Origin of the sequence: Xanthomonas vasicola pv. musacearum NCPPB 4379, from assembly GCF_000277895.2 — a bacterium.
Classification (GTDB): domain Bacteria; phylum Pseudomonadota; class Gammaproteobacteria; order Xanthomonadales; family Xanthomonadaceae; genus Xanthomonas; species Xanthomonas vasicola.
Map to the genome: position 1 here is coordinate 3,778,059 of NZ_CP034655.1, position 20,788 is coordinate 3,798,846.

The 20,788-nt window shown below is 64.6% G+C and carries 21 protein-coding genes, 1 tRNA gene, 1 other RNA gene and 1 pseudogene; 8 read left to right on the forward strand and 16 right to left on the reverse strand.

What is annotated here, in order from left to right:
* Positions 1–75: 75 nt before the first annotated feature.
* Both rarD and yedA read right to left on the reverse strand, forming a co-directional pair.
* The gene (gene rarD, locus KWO_RS17460) at positions 76–984 is read right to left on the reverse strand and encodes an EamA family transporter RarD (RefSeq protein ID WP_010374858.1); all 909 of its coding nucleotides are present in this window, start codon (positions 982–984) and stop codon (positions 76–78) included.
* Positions 981–1,925, reverse strand: coding sequence for a drug/metabolite exporter YedA (gene yedA / locus KWO_RS17465; protein ID WP_026113203.1), 945 nt, complete (start codon positions 1,923–1,925; stop codon positions 981–983). Before yedA ends, rarD begins: the two co-directional genes overlap by 4 nt.
* A 31-nt stretch (positions 1,926–1,956) precedes the next feature.
* On the opposite strand from yedA, the gene KWO_RS17470 reads away from it, so the two are divergent.
* The gene (locus KWO_RS17470; RefSeq protein ID WP_026112171.1) at positions 1,957–2,409 is read left to right on the forward strand and encodes a Rap1a/Tai family immunity protein; all 453 of its coding nucleotides are present in this window, start codon (positions 1,957–1,959) and stop codon (positions 2,407–2,409) included.
* An 88-nt stretch (positions 2,410–2,497) separates the two neighbouring features.
* Here KWO_RS17470 and KWO_RS17475 read toward each other — a convergent pair.
* The 8 genes and pseudogenes from KWO_RS17475 to rocF form a co-directional block, all read right to left on the reverse strand.
* A non-coding RNA gene (locus KWO_RS17475) (sX9 sRNA) lies at positions 2,498–2,572 on the reverse strand.
* Positions 2,573–2,675: 103 nt separating this feature from the next.
* Complete coding sequence (locus KWO_RS17480; RefSeq protein ID WP_010379246.1) at positions 2,676–4,328, reverse strand: M28 family metallopeptidase; 1,653 nt, start codon at positions 4,326–4,328, stop codon at positions 2,676–2,678.
* A gap of 461 nt (positions 4,329–4,789) precedes the next feature.
* Positions 4,790–5,734: pseudogene (locus KWO_RS17485) on the reverse strand (MBL fold metallo-hydrolase).
* 129 nt (positions 5,735–5,863) lie between these two features.
* A complete protein-coding gene (locus KWO_RS17490) occupies positions 5,864–7,153 on the reverse strand; it encodes a tryptophan--tRNA ligase (protein WP_010379241.1) in 1,290 nt (429 codons plus the stop codon).
* Positions 7,154–7,324: 171 nt separating this feature from the next.
* Positions 7,325–7,534, reverse strand: a complete 210-nt coding sequence (locus KWO_RS17495) for a CsbD family protein (protein WP_010374870.1) — start codon at positions 7,532–7,534, stop codon at positions 7,325–7,327.
* A gap of 231 nt (positions 7,535–7,765) precedes the next feature.
* Positions 7,766–7,900, reverse strand: a complete 135-nt coding sequence (locus KWO_RS17500; RefSeq protein WP_010374872.1) for an entericidin A/B family lipoprotein — start codon at positions 7,898–7,900, stop codon at positions 7,766–7,768.
* 74 nt (positions 7,901–7,974) lie between these two features.
* Positions 7,975–8,127 carry an entericidin A/B family lipoprotein gene (locus KWO_RS17505; RefSeq protein WP_010374875.1) on the reverse strand — a complete coding sequence of 51 codons (153 nt, stop codon included), beginning with the start codon at positions 8,125–8,127 and terminating at the stop codon, positions 7,975–7,977.
* A 107-nt stretch (positions 8,128–8,234) separates the two neighbouring features.
* Complete coding sequence (rocF, locus tag KWO_RS17510) at positions 8,235–9,158, reverse strand: arginase (protein WP_010379236.1); 924 nt, start codon at positions 9,156–9,158, stop codon at positions 8,235–8,237.
* A gap of 322 nt (positions 9,159–9,480) precedes the next feature.
* On the opposite strand from rocF, the gene KWO_RS17515 reads away from it, so the two are divergent.
* The 5 genes from KWO_RS17515 to tmk all read left to right on the forward strand — a co-directional run bounded on the left by KWO_RS17515 (position 9,481) and on the right by tmk (position 13,072).
* Positions 9,481–9,933, forward strand: coding sequence for a roadblock/LC7 domain-containing protein (locus tag KWO_RS17515; RefSeq protein WP_010374879.1), 453 nt, complete (start codon positions 9,481–9,483; stop codon positions 9,931–9,933).
* A 63-nt stretch (positions 9,934–9,996) separates the two neighbouring features.
* Positions 9,997–10,356: a roadblock/LC7 domain-containing protein gene (locus KWO_RS17520; RefSeq protein WP_010374881.1), complete on the forward strand. Its 360-nt coding sequence runs from the start codon at positions 9,997–9,999 to the stop codon at positions 10,354–10,356.
* Positions 10,357–10,453: 97 nt separating this feature from the next.
* Positions 10,454–11,371: a hypothetical protein gene (locus KWO_RS17525; RefSeq protein ID WP_017112292.1), complete on the forward strand. Its 918-nt coding sequence runs from the start codon at positions 10,454–10,456 to the stop codon at positions 11,369–11,371.
* Positions 11,368–11,910, forward strand: coding sequence for a GTP-binding protein (locus KWO_RS17530; RefSeq protein ID WP_010374885.1), 543 nt, complete (start codon positions 11,368–11,370; stop codon positions 11,908–11,910). Before KWO_RS17525 ends, KWO_RS17530 begins: the two co-directional genes overlap by 4 nt.
* Positions 11,911–12,388: 478 nt before the next feature.
* A complete protein-coding gene (gene tmk / locus KWO_RS17540) occupies positions 12,389–13,072 on the forward strand; it encodes a dTMP kinase (protein ID WP_010374890.1) in 684 nt (227 codons plus the stop codon).
* Positions 13,073–13,476: 404 nt separating this feature from the next.
* On the opposite strand, the gene KWO_RS17545 is transcribed toward tmk, so the two are convergent.
* The 4 genes from KWO_RS17545 to birA form a co-directional block, all read right to left on the reverse strand.
* Positions 13,477–13,552: transfer RNA gene (locus KWO_RS17545), tRNA-Thr, on the reverse strand.
* A 32-nt stretch (positions 13,553–13,584) separates the two neighbouring features.
* Positions 13,585–14,532, reverse strand: a complete 948-nt coding sequence (locus KWO_RS17550; protein WP_017112291.1) for an SPOR domain-containing protein — start codon at positions 14,530–14,532, stop codon at positions 13,585–13,587.
* A gap of 9 nt (positions 14,533–14,541) precedes the next feature.
* Positions 14,542–15,270 carry a type III pantothenate kinase gene (locus KWO_RS17555; protein WP_010374897.1) on the reverse strand — a complete coding sequence of 243 codons (729 nt, stop codon included), beginning with the start codon at positions 15,268–15,270 and terminating at the stop codon, positions 14,542–14,544.
* Positions 15,267–16,277 (reverse strand): bifunctional biotin--[acetyl-CoA-carboxylase] ligase/biotin operon repressor BirA, encoded by a 1,011-nt coding sequence (gene birA, locus KWO_RS17560; RefSeq protein ID WP_170962555.1) that lies wholly within the window; start codon positions 16,275–16,277, stop codon positions 15,267–15,269. Before birA ends, KWO_RS17555 begins: the two co-directional genes overlap by 4 nt.
* Before the next feature lie 306 nt (positions 16,278–16,583).
* Between birA and KWO_RS17570 the strand changes: the two genes are divergently transcribed.
* Together KWO_RS17570 and KWO_RS17575 are read left to right on the forward strand one after the other, a co-directional pair.
* On the forward strand, positions 16,584–16,901 hold the full coding sequence (locus KWO_RS17570; protein ID WP_010374903.1) for a hypothetical protein: 318 nt from the start codon (positions 16,584–16,586) through the stop codon (positions 16,899–16,901).
* Positions 16,901–17,665: a M90 family metallopeptidase gene (locus KWO_RS17575; protein WP_033006664.1), complete on the forward strand. Its 765-nt coding sequence runs from the start codon at positions 16,901–16,903 to the stop codon at positions 17,663–17,665. The genes KWO_RS17570 and KWO_RS17575 overlap by 1 nt, the downstream gene beginning before the upstream one ends.
* Positions 17,666–17,808: 143 nt before the next feature.
* Here KWO_RS17575 and KWO_RS17580 read toward each other — a convergent pair whose 3' ends face one another.
* A complete protein-coding gene (locus tag KWO_RS17580) occupies positions 17,809–18,993 on the reverse strand; it encodes a DUF1501 domain-containing protein (protein ID WP_010379221.1) in 1,185 nt (394 codons plus the stop codon).
* A 126-nt stretch (positions 18,994–19,119) separates the two neighbouring features.
* A complete protein-coding gene (locus KWO_RS17585) occupies positions 19,120–20,709 on the reverse strand; it encodes a DUF1800 domain-containing protein (RefSeq protein ID WP_026113199.1) in 1,590 nt (529 codons plus the stop codon).
* Positions 20,710–20,788 lie beyond the last annotated feature (79 nt).

Sequence of the window (20,788 nt, forward strand, 5' to 3'; positions counted from 1 at the left end):
GACAATCGCGGCGCGCTGACGCGCACCATTCGCGCCGATGAAAGCCACACGTATTGCGTGCAGCGCTGCGCTGACTCAGCGCGTCACGACCCACTGCCGCGAACGCATCACGCTGTCGCCGACGAACAACAGCAAGCCCACCCAGATCGCGGCGAAGCCAATCGCGCGCCCCTGGTCGAACGGCTCGTGGAAGAACCACACGCCCAGCAGCAACTGCAGGCTTGGCGCGATGTATTGCAGGATGCCCACCAACGACAGCGGAATGCGCCGCACGCCGTAAGCGAAGCCGATCAACGGCAGCGCCGTCACCACGCCACCGAAGATCAGCATCGCATCGGTGCACAGGTTCCAGCCGCTCAGGAATGCGCCACCATGGCCCTGCTCGCCCCAGGCTGCCAGCAGCGACGCTGGCACGAACAGATACACGCTTTCCACGCCCAGCCCGGCCACCGGATCCACCGCCACCACTTTGCGCAGCAGCCCATAAATACCGAACGACACCGCCAACCCCAACGCGATCCACGGCGGCGCACCGGCATCGATGGTCAGCCACAGCACACCTGCTGCCGCGCACACTACCGCCACCCACTGGGTGCGCCGCAGGCGCTCTTTCAACACCAGCACGCCCAGCAAGACGCTCAGCAGTGGATTGATGAAGTACCCCAGGCTGGCCTCGATGACATGCCCGGCGTTGATCGACCAGATGTACAAGCCCCAGTTGAACGCGATCGCCACGCTGCTGCCGGCCAGCATCCACAGTGCGCGCGGCTGCGCGGCGATGCTGCGCCACCAGCGCAGGCCCGATGTTGCCAGCAGCCATGCCACCACCAGCACCGTGCTCCACACGATGCGATGGGCAATGATCTGCAGCGACGGCACCGCCTTGAGCAGATGCCAATACACCGGCACCAGCCCCCACAGCACGAACGTGGACGCGGTGATCAACAGCCCGCGCCGCGCCTCCTGCGGCGAGACCGTACTCATCGCCGCGCCTTGGCGAAGGTGACCACCAACACGCCCGCCAGGATCACCGCCATCGCACCGATGTCCTGCGCGCTGAAGCGCTCATGGCCCAGCCAGGCGCCCAGGCTCACCGCGATCACCGGGTTGACGTAGGCGTAGCTGCCGGCCAGCGCCGGGCGCACGTGATGCAGCAACCACACGTAGGCGGTAAACGCCACGATCGAGCCGAACACGCAGAGGTACGCCACCGCCAACACTCCTTGCGCGCTCGGCCATGCCTGCGGGCGCTCGCCAATCAGCAAGCCGGTGCTGACCAGCAGCACGCCGCCGCACAGCATCTGTCCGGCGGCGGTCATGAACGGCGAAGGCAGATCGCGGCCACGCGACCACACCGAGCCGAATGCCCAACCAATGGGCGCGATCAGCAGCAACACCAACCCACCCGGCGTCGCGGTCAAACTGCTACCGGCGTTGAGCCACACCACACCCAGAAAGCCGATCACGATGCCCAACCATTCGCCGCGGCTGGCATGCTGCCCGCGCAATGCACCGAACAAGGCCATCCATAACGGCACCGAAGCCACCGCAGTGGCAGCAAGACCGGAGGACACGCTGCGCTCGGCCAACACCACCATGCCGTTGCCCAACAGCACCAACGCCGCGCCCATCAGCGCCACGTTCTTCCATTGCGCGCGCGTGGGCGCAGCCACACCGCGCCAGCGCAACACGCTGTAGAGCACGCTACCGGCGACGATGAAACGCGTGCCGGACACCATCGTCAGCGGCTGCGCGCCACCTTCCAGCGCAAAGCGGATCGCCAGATAGGTCGAGCCCCACACCACGTAGACCAGCAACAAGGCGAGAACAACTAACCCGCTGCGCGCAGGCGCGGCAGCATCGTGAGAGGAAGACATCGGAACAGTGCCAGGCAGTGCAGCGGAAACTTCAATTCTAAAGCACATGCGAAAGCCCACGCCGCACGCCGGTCGCGGTATCGTGCAATTCACACCGCATCCGAGCGTGCATATGCAGCACCGTCTTCTTTGCCTAGCTCTGGCCACATTGAGCGCAGTGGCCAACACAGCAATGGCACGCGCGCCCGAGCCGTGGGAACTCAGCGGACGCAAGCTGATCGAAGCCGGACTGGACGGATCACTCGCGCCAGAAATCACCGCGCCGGAGCGAGCCGAACTCAAGGTCATGCTGTCGGCCAACCGCGCTGGCGCTTATCTGCTTGGCGTCGCCAGCGCCAGCTATCGCACCCAGTGGTGCATGCCGGCGGGGAAAACTGCCGCACCGGATCTGCAGGCGATCATCGCCGATATCGGCGCGCTGCCCGACGCACGCCAGGACGAAGCCGCACCCGGCTTGATCGTCCAGGCGCTGGCAAAGCGCTATCCGTGCAGCGGGGGCGACAAGGGCAAGCGTGCCGGCCTCGGCAAGTAACGCAACATCGGCACGTCGTAGAGCACTCCTATACCTAGGCGTTCAATGCGATAGCGTTGACGACAACGCCAGCATTCGCACCGGAAGCGACGACCAAAGCGTCGCGAGCGGCCGTCCGATGCGCGTGGACAGAACGCAGGATCGCAGCGTACGAGTGGCACGTGCCGCATAGAACAGCTGCGCCCATTTAGCGATCAGCGCAGCCGTTTCGTTAGCTGCTCTTAGACCCTTGATCGAGGGCACGATGCCCTCTCACTCTTGCGCGCTCACTTGCGCGCTGCGTCGCTCTTGGCGCGGATTGCCTTGAACTCCGAGCCGTCCTGCCAGCTCGGCCACTGCCGGCCATTGGCCAGCGCTACGCCCACGTCATAAACCAGCGTTGTATCGTCGGCATGGCCGCTGGCATCCCATTGCGGGGTCCAACGGTCACACGGCTGGTGGTAGCAATCGGCGAAATATTTATCGCGCAATGCCTTGCCGGCAGGGACGCCGCCGTTGAGCATGTCCAAGCCGGGGCCTGCAGTGATTGCCGGCACGCCCATGCGCGCGAACGCAAAATGATCGGCGCGGTAGAAGAAGCCCGCTTCCAGATTCGGGTCCGTCAAATAGCTGCGGCCACGCGCCTTGGCAGCGGTTTCCAGATCGCCTTCCAGCGACACGCGGCCACGTCCCCATGAAGCAATGTCGCGGGTCGGGCCATCGGGGCTGAACATTTCCATGTTGAGCACGGCCACGGTCTTGTCCAACGGCGCCAGCGGATGCGCCGCGTAGTAATTGGCGCCAAGCAGACCCTTTTCTTCGGCCGTCAACGCGATGAAGTACAGCGTGCGCTGCGGCTTGGGACCAGCCGCAAACACGCGCGCCAGCTCCAGCACGCTGGCCACGCCGGTGGCGTTGTCCACTGCACCTCGCCGAATCGTGTCGCCGCTGGCATCGGCCTTGCCGATACCGAACGCATCCCAGTGCGCGGAAAAGATCACCGTCTCATCCGGATGCTGGCTGCCGGTAACTTTAGCCACCACGTTGTGCGTGACCACACGCTCGCGCTTGAGCTTGAAATCCACTGACAACGTCGCATCACCCAGTGCCACCGGCGCGAAATCGCGCTGCTGCGCACGTACTTTGGCTTGTTCGAAATCCAGGCCCGCCTGCTGGAACAACGACACCGCCAGCGCACGCTGCATCCAGCCACGCACCGGCACATGCTGCGCCCTGGCATCGGCATCGCTGCGTTCGATGTCGAACAGTGGCGACATGCCCGAGCTCTGCACCGTGGCCCAGCCATATGCCGCTGGCGCAGTCTCGTGCACGATCAACACACCGGCCGCGCCGCGCCGCGCCGCCTCTTCGTACTTGTAGGTCCAACGCCCGTAATAGGTCACGGCCTTGCCGTCGAATGCGCCCGGCTGCGGCGATTCGAAATCGGCATCGTTGATCAGCACCACGGCGATCTTGCCGCGCAGGTCTACGCCCTTGTAATCGTCCCACTGCCGCTCGGGCGCGCTGATGCCGTACCCGACGAACACCACAGGCGCATTCTTCAGCGCGACCGCCTTCTGCGGGCGTAGGCTCTGCAAGGTCACATCGCTGCCATTGACCAGCGTCTGCGTCTTACCACCGACATGCAGGCTCGCGCGCACCGGCCCATCCACCTGCGCGCGCACCAGCGGCACTGCCTGCGTCCAGCCGCCCTGCTCGCCACCTGGCTCCAGCCCGGCCGCCTTGAACTGTTCCACCAGGTAATCGACCGTGCGTTGCTCACCAGCACTGGCCGGCACGCGCCCCTCGAATTCGTCCGAGGCCAGCAGACGCACATGCCGCGACAACGCCTCGCCATCGATGCCGCCGCCCGGCAGATCGTTGGCGGCCTGCGCCACACCTCCCACAAACAGGCAGGCGGACAACAGCAGGATGCGCATCGGATTCACGGTGAGGCCTTGCAACAAGTAGATGACACATAGTTTACAAGCGCGCAGCCAACGCAGGAGCGCTATGACGCGAGAATGCGTCGATCGCAGGGACGGCGTGCATGGTTGAGGGGCCACAGGGGGGCGGAGAGCGACCTTCGAAACGCACGACGTGCATGTTTGCAATCGTGTCACCACGGACATTGTTGTTGCAGCTGCGTGCCCCATGCGCCTTCCAATTCAAGCCAGGCAACCGCACAGCTTTGAAGAAGATCATCGACGCACTGCCTGGTGCGGTGTCCTCACCGCTTGCGGGACCGTTGGCGGCATGAATGCCGCCATCGAGCCTACAAGGACGTACTTGCGGCGTGTCCCGCAAGCGGCGATGGCACCGCGCACTCGACTGACCGGCTTTGAACAACGTGACAATTCGCTACAGCGTTCAAGAAGAGCTATCAGCCGATCCACGAGCGCTAACGCGTACGCACCGCACGATCCAACCAACAGCCCAGCCCTTGCGCATTGAGCTCGATATCCGTTGCCAGCAACCGCTCCACAGCGGCATCGTCCAACCGGCATCCATGTTGGCGTGCGCGTTCCAAATACAATTCGGTCAACGCCGCCACCATGCAGCGATGCCGGTCCGGACGTTGCGCGCAGCCCAGCGCAATCTCGGTCATCGCATGAATCTGTTCGCCCATCGCCTGCGCCAACGGTGCCGGCGATGCGACACGGCCGTAATGGGTGAGATACATCGCCTCCGGTGCGGCGTCCATCAGGCGCGTAATCGACTGCAGCATCGCCTCGGGCTCGAATTGCACCGGCGAAGAGGTCGGCAGGATGAAGGCACCTCGCGCACTGTCCAGTTGCCGATACGACAGACCGAAAGTATCCCCGGTAAACCAGCTGCGGCTGCGCGCATCCCACACGCACAGATGATGGCGTGCATGCCCTGGGGTATCAATGGTGCGCAGCGCGCGCTCACCCAACATCACGGTGTGACCATCGGCCGCCTCGACCACACGCTCGGCCGGCACCGGCTCGATGACGCCGTAACTGCGCGCCATTTCCGCCTCGCCCTACACTGCGGCGGCACCGGCAATCAGCCGCGTGGGGTCAATCAGATGCGGCGCACCGCGCGGATGCGCGAGCACCTGCGCATTGGGCAGGTGCTGCAACAAGGCTCCTGCACCGCCGGCATGATCCAGATGCACATGGGTCAGGATCAACCACTCTATCTGTGCAGGCACCAGCCCCGCCGCCTGCACTGCGGCCAACATCTGCGGCACCGACAGCGAAGTGCCGCAGTCGATCAAGGCACCCCGTCGCGCTTCGACAATCAAATACGCTGCATCAAATTGCACGCCACCAAAGCCGGTGTCGATGGTGTGGATGTTAAACTCGGCTGTCGCTGTCATTGGCACCCCGCGGCGGCTGTATAGACTGCAGTGTAGGCCCAAGCTTGGCGCCGCTGTCGTGCACCTCGCCACAGGCACAACAGAACGCAGCTGGCCATGGCGACGGCTACGCATGCAGCGTCGTGTTGATCATGCGTCGCGCAATGCGTGCATCGCGGCAAGAATCACGTCCGCATCCACGTGCGCATGCACGCCCGGCAGTTGCACATCGCTCGCCTGCGCGGCCTGTTTCAACCGCGCGATCAATTGCCCAGCATCGCGTGGCGAGGCGAAGCCATCGCTCTGCAACAGCAGTGCACCCGCGCCATCGTTCAACTTGAAGTAGAACTGGCCATCGCTTTCACGATATTGCTTGAACACCGGCAGCGCGATCTTTTCGCCGACCTCGCTCACTGCTGCACCGGCCTGACTGGACAGATCGCGCAGGCCCACTGCATCGCGCAGCTCGGCCAGCAGCGGGGTGGCATAGCGCGCGCGCAGACGTGCACCGCCGGCGCGCAGAATCGCTTCGATCTTGGCCGGCTCTGCCATCAACGCTTGGTAACGTGTGCGCAGCGGTGCAATGTCCTGATCGATCCGTTCGAACAACTGCTGCTTGGCATCGCCCCAGCTAATACCGTCGGCAAATGCCTGCGCAAATGCCGCAGACTCCTGCGGCGAGGCGAACGCCTGATACAGCTGAAACAACGCCGATCCCTGCGTGTCTTTCGCCTCGCCCGGCGCACGTGAATCGGTGAGGATGGAAAACACCAGCTTGCGCAACTCCTCGCGCGGTGCAAACAGCGGAATCGTATTGCTGTAGCTCTTGCTCATCTTGCGGCCGTCCAGGCCCGGCAAGGTGGAGACCTGCTCATCGATCACGCCTTCGGGCAAGGTAAAAAACTCGCGCCCGTACACATGATTGAAGCGCTGCGCAAAATCGCGGGCCATTTCGATGTGCTGAATTTGGTCGCGTCCCACCGGCACCTTCTGCGCATTGAAGATCAAGATGTCGGCCGCCATCAGCACCGGGTACATGAACAAGCCTGCGGTCACACCGGCATCCTCGTCCTCACCGTCGGCGCGGTTCTTGTCCACCGCGGCCTTGTAGGCGTGTGCGCGATTGAGGATGCCCTTGCCGGCCACGCAGGTCAGCAGCCACATCAACTCGGTCGTCTCGGGCACGTCGGATTGCCGGTAAAACCACACCTTGTCCGGGTCCAGGCCGCAGGCCAGCCAGGTGGCGGCGATTTCCAGCGTCGAACGCTGCGTGCGCGCCGGGTCCTGTGCCTTGATCAGACTGTGCAGATCGGCCAGGAAATAGAAGCTCTCGGTATCGGCGTCCGCGCTGGCCTGGATAGCCGGGCGGATCGCACCGACGTAATTGCCCAGATGCGGGGTGCCGGAGGTGGTGATGCCGGTAAGGACACGAGTGGTCATCTGCGTAATGCCAGGGAATCAGCCCTCAAGTTTAGCGGTTCCGCACGCCCGCCATCGCCGCCGCCCCCTGGTCGAAGGCCAGCTTGCGACGCATAAACGCAAAACGGGCCGCACTGGGCGGCCCGTCGTCTGCAATCTGCTCGCCTCTATCGGCAGCAGGATGGCGCATTATCAGGTCTGGTCGCGCAACGACTTTTCGAACGCGCGCACTTCGGTCTGGGCGCGATCGCGATCCCAGCCATACCGCTCCTGCAGCTTGCCTTGCAGATATTCGGCATTGCCTTCGGCAACCTTGAAATCGTCGTCGGTGAGGTCGCCCCACTTTGCCTGGGCCTTGCCCTTCAACTGGGTCCACTTGCCGGAAATGATGTCAGTGTTCATGCGATGACTCCGCTGATGCGGCCTCAATTGACCGTGGCTCCAGATTGACAACGGCGATGTTTGCGACTGATCAACAGGTGTCAAACGATCGATCACGGTACTGAATCGTTGCCGCCTAACATCGGTCAGCATTGCATCACGCGCGGTATTCGGTGGCCACTTTTAATGTGCGATCGCGCACAAAAAAAACGGGCCCTGCGGCCCGTTTTTTTGTTTACATGCGGCGTCAGATTACTTACGCGCTGCGTCTTCCACCTTCTCGCCGGCGCCCTTCACGTCCTTGCCGGCACCTGCGACGGTGTTGCAGCCCGACAGCATACCGACCGACAACATCGACAGCACCAGCAGCACAATTGCACGCTTCATAACAAACTCCTCATAGATAAAGCGGCGCGTCGCCGCAGATCGAACAATTCAACAGGCCACGCAGTGGTGACAGATCAGCACTTACCGTCGCTGCATTTTTCGGCCGTTTTCTCGACCTTCCCACCTGCACCCTGCATGTCCTTACCAGCGCCAGCCACGGTGTTGCAGCCCGTCATCACGCCGGCCGAAAACAGGCCCAGCACCATCAGTGTCAGCAGTCGCTTCATCGCTCGTCCTCGTTGTGTATCGGTGCCAGCGCACCTCGCTTGGCGTCAAATCTGACTGCGCGGCCGTGGATTTGATGTGAACGCGGCGCGCCGCGTTCAGCACTGGATCAATCCCGCATCAGCGTCGACTTGCCGAACAGGCTTTCGACCAGATCCACCGCCAATTCGGCGGTCGCGTTGCGGTTGTCCAGCACCGGGTTGAGTTCGACGATATCCAGTGACCCCATGCGCCCGGTGTCGGCGATCATCTCCATCACCAGCTGCGCCTCGCGGTAGTTGGGGCCACCGGGCACGGTGGTGCCCACGCCCGGCGCGATGCTGGGGTCGAGGAAGTCCACATCGAAGCTCACGTGCAGGTGCGTGTCGGCGCTCATGTCCTGCAGCGCGGCCTCCATGCTGCGCTTCATGCCGGCTTCGTCGATGTAGCGCATGTCGTACACATCGATGCGGTGCTGCTTGATCAGCCGCTTCTCCTCCGGATCCACCGAGCGGATGCCGATCTGCCGCACCTGCTCGGGCAACAACGCCGGCGCACTGCCGCCCAGATGGGTCAGCGCCTCCGGGCCCAGCCCGCACAGGCAGGCCACCGGCATGCCATGCACATTGCCTGACGGCGTCACCTCGCTAGTGTTGAAATCCGAGTGCGCATCCAGCCATAGCACCCGCAACGGCCGACCCTGCTCGCGGCAGTACTTGGCCACCGCCGTGATCGAGCCGATGCCCAGGCAATGGTCGCCACCGAGCATGATCGGCATGCGTCCGGCACGCAGTTCGGCGTAGCTGGCATCCATCAGCGCCTGGTTCCAGGCCACCACTTCGTCCAGATGCCGGTAGCCGGCTTGCGGTGCCTGCCAGGGATTGCGCGGGCCATCCAGATTGCCCAGGTCGCGCACCTCCACGCCGCGGCCGACCAGCGCCTCCTGCAGGCCGGCGATGCGTAGCGCCTCCGGTCCCATACGCGCGCCACGGTGGCCCGCTCCGATGTCGGTGGGAACGCCGATCAAGGAAACCGGCACGTACTGCGTTGCCATGCATTGCTCCAGCGTCGATAAAGCCGCTCAGTCTAGTGGCCCGTCAGCACCGTGACGCGCGGCAGCGCAGCACGGTATGGGCCATGTCCTGAACAGTGCGACCAAGCGCGAGGTTTAGATCTGTCTCTTCGCGCCGCTACCGTGACGTGCCACGACAGTTTGTGGCGCGCCGGACTTTGCCGATCCTGCCTGTGTGACCGCCCAGCTAAGCAACACGGGCGGGCAGCACAGCCTGCTCGGATCCGGGTGGTATGGTGCGCGCCGGCTAGCGCAGCACGCCACGCATGCACGCGTTCAGGCCATCAAGCAATAGGGGGATTTCATGCCGAATAACGCTGTCAACCAGGTCGTCAAGGCTGCCGTGGGCGATGTCCCGCGGGCGTTGCGTTTTTACGATCTGCAGCGTATCGGGCACGAGTTCGCGCAGACCATTGAGCGTGAGCCGGGCATCCGTCTGTTGATGCTTTCCACCGCCGACGGGCGCGCCATTACCGAGCAATCCAGCCTGGATGTGGACGGTCGCCGGCTTGCCGCGATGGCCAATTCGTTCCTGACCCTGGGCGAGACCCTGGCGCGCGAATCCAGTCTGAAAGAGGCCGATTACGCCACCATCAGCACGCGTGCGGGGCAGCTGGTGTTGATCCGCATCCGCGCCGACAAACCGCTCACCCTCACCGCCGTGGGCGGTAGCGACATCAATGCCGCTGCGCTGCTATTCAACGCGCGCGATTGCGCCGGCCGCCTCGCCACCGTGTTGACGCCGCCGCAAGGCTGAGCGCTTGGCATCGTTTGTGCATGCCGCAAGGCACTCATTACTCACCGTTTGTAAGGACAACTCGTGTCAAAACTCAATCTGGAACACCTGCATTCGCTGGCCGGCTTCGTCGGTGCGGCGCTGGTCGATAGCGACAGCGGTATGGCACTGGGCATGACCGGCGGTGCCGAGCTCAACCTGGAATTGGCAGCGGCCGGCAATACCGAAGTGCTGCGTGCAAAGCGCCGCATCGCCGAACAACTCGGGTTGAACGACACCATCGAAGACATCCTGATCACGCTGGCGCGCCAGTACCACCTGCTGCGCCCGCTGGAAAGCAACGGCGCGCTGTTCCTGTACGTGGTGCTGGACCGTGCCAAGGCCAATCTTGCCATGGCCCGTCACGAGCTCAAGGCATTCGAAAAGACCCTCGATTTCGGTTGATGCCAACAATGCGGTGCACGTGCATCGCCTGCTCCAGCCTGCCGGTGCATACCGGCAGGCGTCTTGCTCTTCCAATGCGCCGCCAAGGCGCCGGCTCATGACCACACCCATCAATGCCATGCGGGTCGCTACGGCCGGCCTGGACCTGCTGCACACCACACGCCTGAAACTGGCGTGCTCGCTGCTGCTCGTCGAACGCATCGACGTGCAGTTGGGCGAATGGCCGCAGTACGCAGCCGATGTCGTGGTGCTGGGCCTGGACAGCGCCGATGGCTTGGCCGCCTGGCAGGCACTGCAGGGGCAACCGGTGCGTGTGCTGGTGGTGTCGCGCATGCCGGTTGCAGGTGCGTGGATCAAGCACGGCGCCACCGTGCGCGAACTCAACGAACAGGTGCGCATGCTGTTGTCCTCGCCACACGCCACCCCGGTGGCGGAGCCGGCGTTGTTGCTGCGGCATTGCCGCGGCGAATTCGGCTCCGGCGTGGTGACCCTGCAGCATGCGCAGTTGCAGGTGCGAGTGGACCCGATCCATGGCTGCGTGCAGTTACCGGCTGGCGTGGCGCTGGCCGAGGTGATCGCTGCGCTCGACCGCTCGGGCTGGCACGCCGTGCCCGACCTTGCTGGCACCGCGTTACCGCAACGTCTTTCATTCGAAGCGCTGTTTTTCGCCCTGCCCGAGCATCTGCGCACGGCGCTGCCGGCCGTGGAACCCAGCCGTGCGCTGCAACTGCGCCAGTGGCCGGAGTTGAGCGCAGAGACCAGTTCGCCAGCTCAATTGCTCGCCATCGCCCACCTGCATGCGCGCCCATGGCGCCCGCAGGCGCTGGCCAATGCTTGCAAGCTGCCGCTGCAAACGGTGGAATGCCTGTTCGCCGCTGCACTCGCCAGCGGCCTTGCCCAGACTGCGGAGATTCCCGTGCCTGCAACGCAGCGTCGTCCAGACAGCGGCAACACGCGGTTCTTTTCCTGGGTCGCACGTCGGTTCGGCCTTTCCCTCTTCCAGGCGCAGTCATGAGTCTTCCAGCCAACAAGCTGGTGTTCGTCGGCGGCATGGGCGCGGGCAAGACCACCGCAGTGCGCGCCATCTCCGATGTGGAGCCGGTCAGCACTGAAATGCCGCTCAGCCAGGACGCCTACGGCGACAAGACCTACACCACCGTCGCGCTGGACTACAGCTCGATCGAGCTGGAAGACGGCGAGCTGCTGCACGTCTACGGCGTGCCCGGCCAGAAATACCTGGATTTCATGTGGCCGCTGGTGTGCGACGGCGCGCTCGGCGTGATCGTACTGACCAACGCACGCGACCCGCAGAGGCTCAATGCCACGCTGGAGTTGTTGCGCGAGTTTACGCAGATCGCACCCGACGCCAGCCTGGCGGTGGGCATCACCATGACCGATGAAGTCGAAGATTTCCTAGTGCCGCCATTTCGCGATGCCCTGGTGGCCGAAGGCTTCCGCATCCCGGTCATGCGCGTGGATGCGCGCTCGGCCACCCAGATCACCTTCCTGGTGAAGTCGCTGCTGTCCTATCGCTACACCTCGGCAACCAGCTGATCGCCAGCGCGCCTGGCGCGTGCATGTGCGGTCGACTTGGTGAGTGAAGACAAGGAATCTGGTCACGACGGTGCCTGAAAGGGCGTCACGCGGGGGATGCCGCCTCTAGGGTGGCGGCGACGCGTCCGTTTTCCTTGAAGCCAAAAACACGACTCAATCGCGATACGAATGTGCGGTGCGTCTGACTTATTCAGTATGGCGTGCGGTCAGAAGCCAAGACATCGGGACATTCCCGACATCGCGCAGGACATACCGGCGATAAGTCATCGGCATATGCCGCATGGCGTGCCGGCCCTTGCGTGCCTGTGTTCGCCGCATGCTGGTGATCAGCTTGCGGCAGCGTTGGTGGCGCGTGCCTGCGTCTGTCACTGACTCTGTCGCTGCGTCTTCGTCATCGCGCGGATCCGCTGCGGCTGCACGCTCGCCAACGCAATGGTGCCGGCTAGGGGCCATCGCCACGATCAGATAAAGTAGCGCGATGACAATTGAACTGAAGCCCGGCGGCTTGCTGATCGCCATCGAAGGCATCGACGGCGCCGGCAAGACCACCCTCGCCCGCTGCCTGGCCACCACGCTGGAAACCGCTGGCGCGCGCGTCGTGCTGAGCAAGGAGCCGACCAACGGCCCCTGGGGCACCCAACTGCGCCAGTCTGCCGCCACCGGCCGCCTGAGTGCGGACGAAGAAGCCGAGCTGCTGATCCGCGACCGCCACGAACACGTGGACACCTTGATCGCGCCCGCGCTGGCACGCGGCGACATCGTGATCCTGGACCGCTACTTCCCCTCGATGGTCGCCTACCAAGGCGCCGCCGGCCTGCCGCTGGACGAGCTACTGGAGCGCAACGCCTTCGCGCCGCGCCCGGACGTGCTGCTGCTGCTCGACCTGCCCCCACCCACCGGCCTGGCGCGCATCCGCGCCCGCGGCGATGCGCCCAACCACTTCGAAACCCAGGACAACCTGGAACGCTGCCGCACCATCTTTGCTGGGTTGGAATTGCCAGGCAAACACGTGGTGGACGCCAGCGCCGATGCCGACAGCGTGCTACGCCAGGCCCACGCCATCATCGTAGCCGCATTAGCCGACCGCCTGAGCGGCGATGCAGCGCATGCAGACTCCGGCAAGGCCGCGCTGGAACTGCTATCGGCCGGCCGCCCGGCCTGATCTGCTACACGTGCTGTCGCGCGAAAACATCGCGCGATGCGAGTGGTGAAGCGTTTGCAAGCAACTTAGCGGAACACGCTTAGGGCACGTTGCTCAACGCTTCTCGCGTTGGAGAAAGAGCCATGGCTTGCACGCCTTGAAGCGCGTGCGCTGAGATGCTCGCGTCACAAACACAGGCCGCGCAACAGAACAGGTTTGAGGTGAGGGGGGGTAAGGCAGGCCACCGTCCCGACGCACGCGCCCGCTTTTCAAACGCTGCGCACGATAAGGTCCGTTGGAGGAGATGGCGGCAGGCAACACGCTCACCGTGCTTGGCGCCGCTGACCGAACAATCCGGCACACTGCAACGCGTGCTCGAACCGCAGCACACTCAACCGTGATTGCCACGTGCGCGTGGATGAAGATGGTGCCGGCACCCGGATTCGAACTGGGGACCTACCGCTTACAAGGCGGTTGCTCTACCAACTGAGCTATGCCGGCGAAGGCAGGCGCATTGCGCGCCGGTGCGCATTCTAGCGCAGCGCGGCGCAATCTAGCGAACGCTGACGCGCGGCCCCGGCAGCACCTTGCAAGGCGCTGGTGGCCGCGCTGCTGCGCACATCGATCCACCACCGCGATTGCCCGCTGCCGCTGGGCACCAATTGCGCTGGAAACCCTGCGCCAACCAGGCTGGCCTGGCGCCGCTCGGCGCGCTCGCGGCTCTGGTACTGGCCAAGCGCCACGGTGTTGTCCTCGCCCTGTGCGATCACGTAGTAATCGCCCATACCAGCGGCGGCAATGCGCTTGACCAGGGCCTGCGCAGCCGCGCGGTCACCCACGTTGGGCAACATCACCCGAAACGTGCTGACGCCAGCGTCCTTGTCCTCGCGCACAGTGGCGCGACTGGCCTGCCCACGCACGCGCGCCAGCGCCGCATCGGCATCGGCGCGTGCCGCGAATGGTCCCAGGCTGGCGCAGCGCTCCGGTGCAGGCACAGGCGGTGGTGACGTGGTTGGCGATGGTTTTGCAGCCGCAGCGGCGACGCTTTCGGCGGGCTTTGCAGCAGCTTTTGTCGTCGGCGACGTCTCGGCTGCGGCACGCGGCGCCTCCACCGCGATGGCGGAGGCAGCAGTCGTCGATGCAGAGGTGGCAGTGGATGTATTAGCGACTGGCGACGCGTTTGGCGTTGCTACCGATGCGGACATAGGTGTCGATGCTGATGCTGTCGAAGCCGCGGCGGCCGACGCAGTCGTTCCACCCTCTGATGGTGATGGTGATGGTGATGGTGATGGTGATGCCAATCCCGCACTCGCCGCAGCGGGCACCGCAGCACCGGTCACCGTCGGCAGCAACTCCAGCCGCGCGACACCGGTCGGTTGCGGCGGCGCCGGCGGTGGTGCTGGCGGCGGCTGCAAGGCCCACCACAACGCCACCCCGGCATTAAGGACGATCAAGACGACGATGAGCGCGCGGACATACATGCGCCGATTCTACGTGGACGCCGCAGCGGTCGCCCACGTCGCCAGACCGTCCAGCACCAACGCAGCGCGGAACGTGGCAGCGGGCAACAGCGGTAGCAGCGGCGGCGCGCCACCCCCATGGACGAGCAGCCGCACCGGCATGCCCAGGCTGCGTTGCGCGTGCTGCAGGCTGCGCTCGATCAGCGCGACCGCCGCGCCGTCGCAGCCGGAGGTCAACGCATCGTCGGTGTCGGTGGCCAGCTCGACGTAATCGCCGCCGCTGACCGGCAGCTGCACCGCGCGCGCATGCAGCGCTTCGCGCATGGTGGTCGGCGAGGCGGCGATGCGGCCGCCGTGATGCAGGCCATCGGCGCCAAGCACGTCGATGGTCAATGCGGTGCCCACGCCGGCCACCAGCACCGGCGCATTGCCCCGCGCACCCAGCAGCGCCAGAAAACGGTCCACGCCGAAACGGCTCGGATCAGCGTAGGCGATGCGGATGCCGGCGCATTCGGCGGCGGTCCGCACGATGCGCACCTGCGCAAAGCGCTCCTGCAGGCAGGCGATCATGCGTTGCGTCAGTGCCGGTGCGGCCACGCTAGCAACGTGCGCGATACGCCCGGACGGCAGCGCTGCCAGCGCGGCCGCATCCATGGCTTCGGCGCCATGCGCCCATGCCTGCACCTCGCCGGCACGGTTGCCGTGCAGCGGCGCGTACTTGAACCGCGAATTTCCCAGGTCGAACAACCACTCGCTCATGCAGGTCTCACGCTCACTTCTCCGGAGTGGAACAGGCGCACCGTGTCGCCCAGTTGCACACGCAAGGCGCCGTCAGCCGCCAGGCCAAGCGCGACGCCACCATGCCGGGTGCCGGCCTCTTCAACCTGCACCGCACGCCCACTCAGGACATCCAGGTCTGCATAGCGCTCCAGGAACGGCGCCAGCCCCTGCGCCTCGAACAGGTCCAGTGCCGGCAGCAAGCCGGACAACACCGCCGCCGTGACGCGGCCGCGCGACACCGGGCTGTCAGCCAAGGTATCCAGATCGATCCACGGCTGGTCGATGCTGGCCGCTGCTGCCGCCGGCATGTGCACGTTCAAGCCCAGCCCGATCACCGCACGCGCGTTGCCGGCCATTTCGCCGCCACCCTCGATCAACAGGCCGCCCAGCTTGCGCTCGCGTGCCAGCAAATCGTTGGGCCATTTCAGGCCGACATCGGCGAACCCGCAACCACGCAATGCTTCAGCCACTGCCACCCCGATAGCCAGGCTAAGGCCGGCCAGCTGGCCCAGCCCGCCACTGAAACGGCGCGACGCAGACAAGTAGATGTGCGCGCCCAGCGGCGAGGTCCACTGACGGCCGCGCCGGCCACGGCCGCCGGTCTGGCGCTCGGCCAGCAGCACCGCCACGCCGTGTTCGGGCGCCGGCTGCGCCAGCAAGGTGGTATTGGTGGATTCCAGCGTCCAGGCCACGTCCAGCGCAGCGAGGCCGGCTGCCGCATCCGGTGCCATGCCGGCGCGAATGCGCGCCGCGTCCAGCAGATCCAACGGCGTGGCCAGCCGATAACCATCCCCGGCCCGTCCTTCGATGTCGACACCCGCCGCGCGCAGATTCTGGATGCGCTTCCACACCGCCGCGCGGGTCAAGCCGGCATCGCGTGCAAGCGCATCGCCGGACCGCCGGCCACCGGCGAGTTTGGCCAGCAGGGCACGATCATCCACGGCTGGGACACGCAATAAGGGGTGAGATGGCAGGAGCTGCGGCATGCGTAGAAGAACGCCCTACATGCTTGACGGGCCGTCCGGGGGACGCGCGTGACGCAGCATCGGCGTGCCAGACGAAGCGTGCCGTCGGGTTGATGGCCGGCAGCAAACAGGGGGCATGCTGCGGCTGGCCATCACGCGCGTCGGACCAGTAGTGCCCCGCGGCACCTGCGCCGCAACGCTGGCCGCCGGCGCCTCTCATTTCAAAGTGCATCACACGCCCAAAGTCCCCGAATCCATCCGCCAAAGTATGCGCCAAGCCCTCCCGGGCGCCCAGCGCGGCTTGCGTGAGGGAGTGAAAAGCGCGTTATGATCGGCGACTCACGCCGCTTGCCCTGGATGTGGACGATGCGCCGAATCACGGTTTGCCTGCTCATGCTGTTGGCTCCGCTTGCCGCACTGGCATCGGACAAGTTCGTCGACGGCGATAATGAGAGCTGCGTCAGCACCAACTCGGCCGCACGCGGCAGAACACCGGCCCCCGAGGCGGCACCGGCACGCACCACCCCGCACAAAGCCGCGCCCTCCACCAATGGCGGTGGCGGTGGCAGCGATGGCGATTCGTTATTCCCACGCATGCGCACCATGCCGCGTTGGCACAGTTTCCTGCCGGGCATGTTCCGCTGATCCAGTGGTTAACGCGCTGGCTGCGCCGGACGCCTCCCGACATTGCTGATGCGCTCTGGCAACCGCTGTGCAGCAATTGCGCATGGGTCGCAGCGCTCGATCCGCCTCGCCAACAACGCCTGCGCGCAGTGACCGCGCAATTCCTGCATCAAAAAACCATTTCGCCCGTCGACGGGCTGCAGCTGCAACCGCACGATCAGCTCGTGCTGGCTGCGACCTGCTGCCTGCCACTGCTGGAAATAGGCGCCTCTGGTTGGCGTGGCTGGTCGCAATTGATCGTGTATCCGGATGCGTTCCGCGTGCAGCGCTCGCACATGGATGCTGCCGGAGTGATGCACGCGTGGGACGACGCCCTGATCGGTGAAGCATGGGAGCAAGGTCCGTTGATCGTCAGCTGGGCTGATGTGCAAGCCGATCTGGATGACCCGCAGGCGGGCTTCAACGTGATCGTGCACGAAATGGCGCACAAGCTCGATGCACTGGATGGCGCGCTCGACGGCACACCGCCATTACCACGCGATGCGCAGCGGGCCTGGGCCCGGGATTTCCAGCGTGCCTACGATTTTTTTTGCCAGCGCGTCGATGCCGGCGAAGACACCGAGATCGACCCGTATACCGCCGAGGCGCCGGAAGAATTCTTCGCGGTGGTCAGCGAATATCACTTCTCCGCACCGCATCTGCTTGCACACGCGATGCCGCAGGTCGCTGCGCACTTGGAACGTTTTTACGGGCCCTCACCGTTTGCAGCTTCAGTGCAGCGTTGAGTGTGCTGCTGCACTAGCCGGCGTCGCTGTCGCTTTGGCAAACGACACGTACAGCCGTCGCTTGAAACACTGCCGCCGCATTGAAACAAAACCACCGTCATGTTCTGCACATGTTCTTTCGTGCGCTTGGTCGCTCTGCGAATTCACACCAATCCAAGATCGCGTGGTTTGGCGCCGGGGAACACCCGCTCCAATTGCGCTGGCGACAGGCCCCACATGCGAGTCAGCAGCCCGCCAAACAGACTGCGGTAATTGTTGAGCACCGGGTAATCGCGGTTCTGCAGCAGCTGCGCCTGTTCGACCGCCACTTGTTCGCCAGCGATGCGGCCGCCGTGCACGCCTCCGCCCAACACCCAGTACGTGGTGCCATGGCCGTGATCAGTGCCCTTGCTGCCGTTTTCGCGGAAGGTGCGTCCGAACTCGGAGATCACCACCACCACGGTGTCGTTCCATGCCGGCCCCAGCGCATCGGCATAGGCGGCCAGCCCTTCGCCGAGATTGCGCAGGTTGTTGGCCAAACCACCTTCCACACTGCCTTGGTTGGCATGCGTGTCCCAACCACCGACATCGACAAAGCCCAGGCGATAACGCTCGCGCATCAAGGTCGCCATGCGCCGGGTTTCGTCGGCAAAGGTGCGTGCGCTAGCGGCGCCGCGGCCGGCCTGCTCCATCTCTTCGCGCAGCTGCGCGGTGACCTGCTGACGCAATGCAAGACCATCGCGCGCAGCGGCGGCCAGCGGCGTGCTGTCGTACATCTGCGACAGGATCTGCGCCTGCCGCGCATCCAGCCCACCTTTGCCGATGCTCCGCAACGACACGTTGGGTAAATCGCCGCCGCCTTGAAACGTCAGCGGCAACGAATCGGTAAACGCGATCGCCGACACTCCACTCAGCACACCCGACAGGCGCGCCATGAACCCGGAGCGGTAATCGCGATGCTTGCCCGCCTGGCCGGATTCGATATCGTCCTGGGTTTCGAAGTGACTGCGCGACAGATCGTCGGTGCCGGCGAACGGCACGAAGGCCACTTGCTTGCGTTCCCACAGCGGCAGCAGCGTATCGCGCACCACCGGGTTGAGACCCCACTGCGCGTTCAGTGCCATAGCGCTGTTTGGATTGGCGGCATCTGGCCGCGCAATCGCCAGGCTCGGCCGCGACTGGTAATAAAAATCGCTGCTATGCGGTACCAGCAGGTTATTGCTGTCGTAGCCACCACGCAGAAACACCACCAGCATGCGCGCGCTATCGCGTGGCGCAGCGAACAGACGACCGGCCCACGGCATGCTTGCAGCGGCTGCAGAGGCAAGCAGAAATTGACGTCGTTGCATGGTGTACTCCCGCGGCGATGACCGCTTGGCATTCGTTAGATCGTTGGATTGGTGGTTTGAATCTGCGCGCATTGAACCGTTGGCGCTGCATCAGCGCAGCTGAATCGATGTCGTGATGTCGTTGCGTCAGCGATAGTTGAAGTCAGGCGACGACAGCAAAAATCCATTCCATTCGGCAGGCGAGCGCGCTTGCGTCAGTGCCTGCTGGGTGGCGGCAGACAGCGAGGGCGCCAGCCACCGATACGAAGGGCGCGTGTCGATTTGCGTCACTGCCGGAATCGGCGTGTCGTTGTCGCCGTCCAGACGAAACAATTGCTTCGGTCCGCCACCGATCGAACGCGCCACTTCAAAGCGCCGCGCCAATTGCCCGGAACTGGTCCACGCCTGCGACTGCAGCGACCAGCCGTCAGGCGTGATGCGTCCGAACAACGGCTCGCCGAGCTGCTGCACCCAACTGGCCATCGGCGCAGCATTGATCACCGCTTGATCCTCATACGCCACCCGCATCGCCGACACCACAAACCGGTTCGGGTCTTTGAATTTGCGCGGTTGCGCCTGCGCAAACTCAGGCGACGCCAGCATGGTTTGCATTACCTTGGTGATATCGCCATCGCTGCGCTGGAACGTGTTGGCCATGCGCGTCACCAGCGCGGCGGGCGGCGTGTCGCTGACGAAATACTCGGCCAGGCGTTGCGAAATGAAATGTGCGCAGGCCGGTTGCCGCAACAACAGCTGCACGGCGCGCTCGATCTCATCCAGACCACCTCCGGCGATGTGCTGACCAAGCAGCATCTTGTCGCCGGGTTGATGGCGCGCCGGATTGAATTCGAACAAACCCTTGCGCACGACCTGCGCCTGTCCTGGCGCTGCGGGTGGCAACGGCGGTGCGCCGTTGGCCTTGATCGCCACCAGGCCTGCGCCGGTAAGGATCAGCGCCAGCTGCTGCACATCCTGCTGGCTGTAGCCACCATGCACACCCAGCGTGTGCAGTTCCATCAACTCGCGTGCGTAGTTTTCGTTGACCTTGCCCTTGGCGTTCTTGGCGTTGTCCAGGTATTCCAGCATCGCCGGGCTTTCCAGCGTCGCCATCACCAAGTCGGCAAACTTGCCGGTGGCATTCGGGAGAATCGCGTTTTCCATGTAGTCGGCGGCCATCCATTTCACACGCGCCTTGTCGGCATACACGCTGAAATGATTAAGCCAGAACCACACCAGTTGCTCACGCAGCTGATCCGTCGCGTACACCGCGCGCAGCAATTGCGCCTGGCGCGCCTGCACCAACATCTGCCCGCCGCGCGCCTGCCAGTCCTTCTTCAGGGCAACCTTTTCATCGCCATCGGGCATGGCCTGCAGGCGGAGCTTGTCGGCCTCGTATTGGGTCAGCAAATCCACCAGCGGGGTGTGCAACCCATCGAAGCGCTGCAGCTGTGCCCGCACCGGCGCGGGCAACGCCCCGTCATCGCTGGGCTGCAGTAACAGCGCACCGAAGCGTTTGGGGCCAAGCCGCGTCAGTTGCGTCGCGCTGTTGCCATCCACGCCGTAGGTGGCGCGTTGCAGCCAGCGTGTCTGTGCTGGTGTAAGCGGTGATTCGGCAGCCGTGCAATTGAGCGCGCAGACGCTGCCAATCAATAGCGGCAGCGCGCGCCATCCACGCCAGTGCCGCGCGTGCGCCGCACGCGTTTCCATGCGCCCTGCCTGGCTAACTTGCTCGAACATGCGGCCCTCCATCGCAACGGCTTACCGACCCAGTATGGGTAAGCCAACGCATGAGCGGTTAAACGGTTGTCGGAAGGTC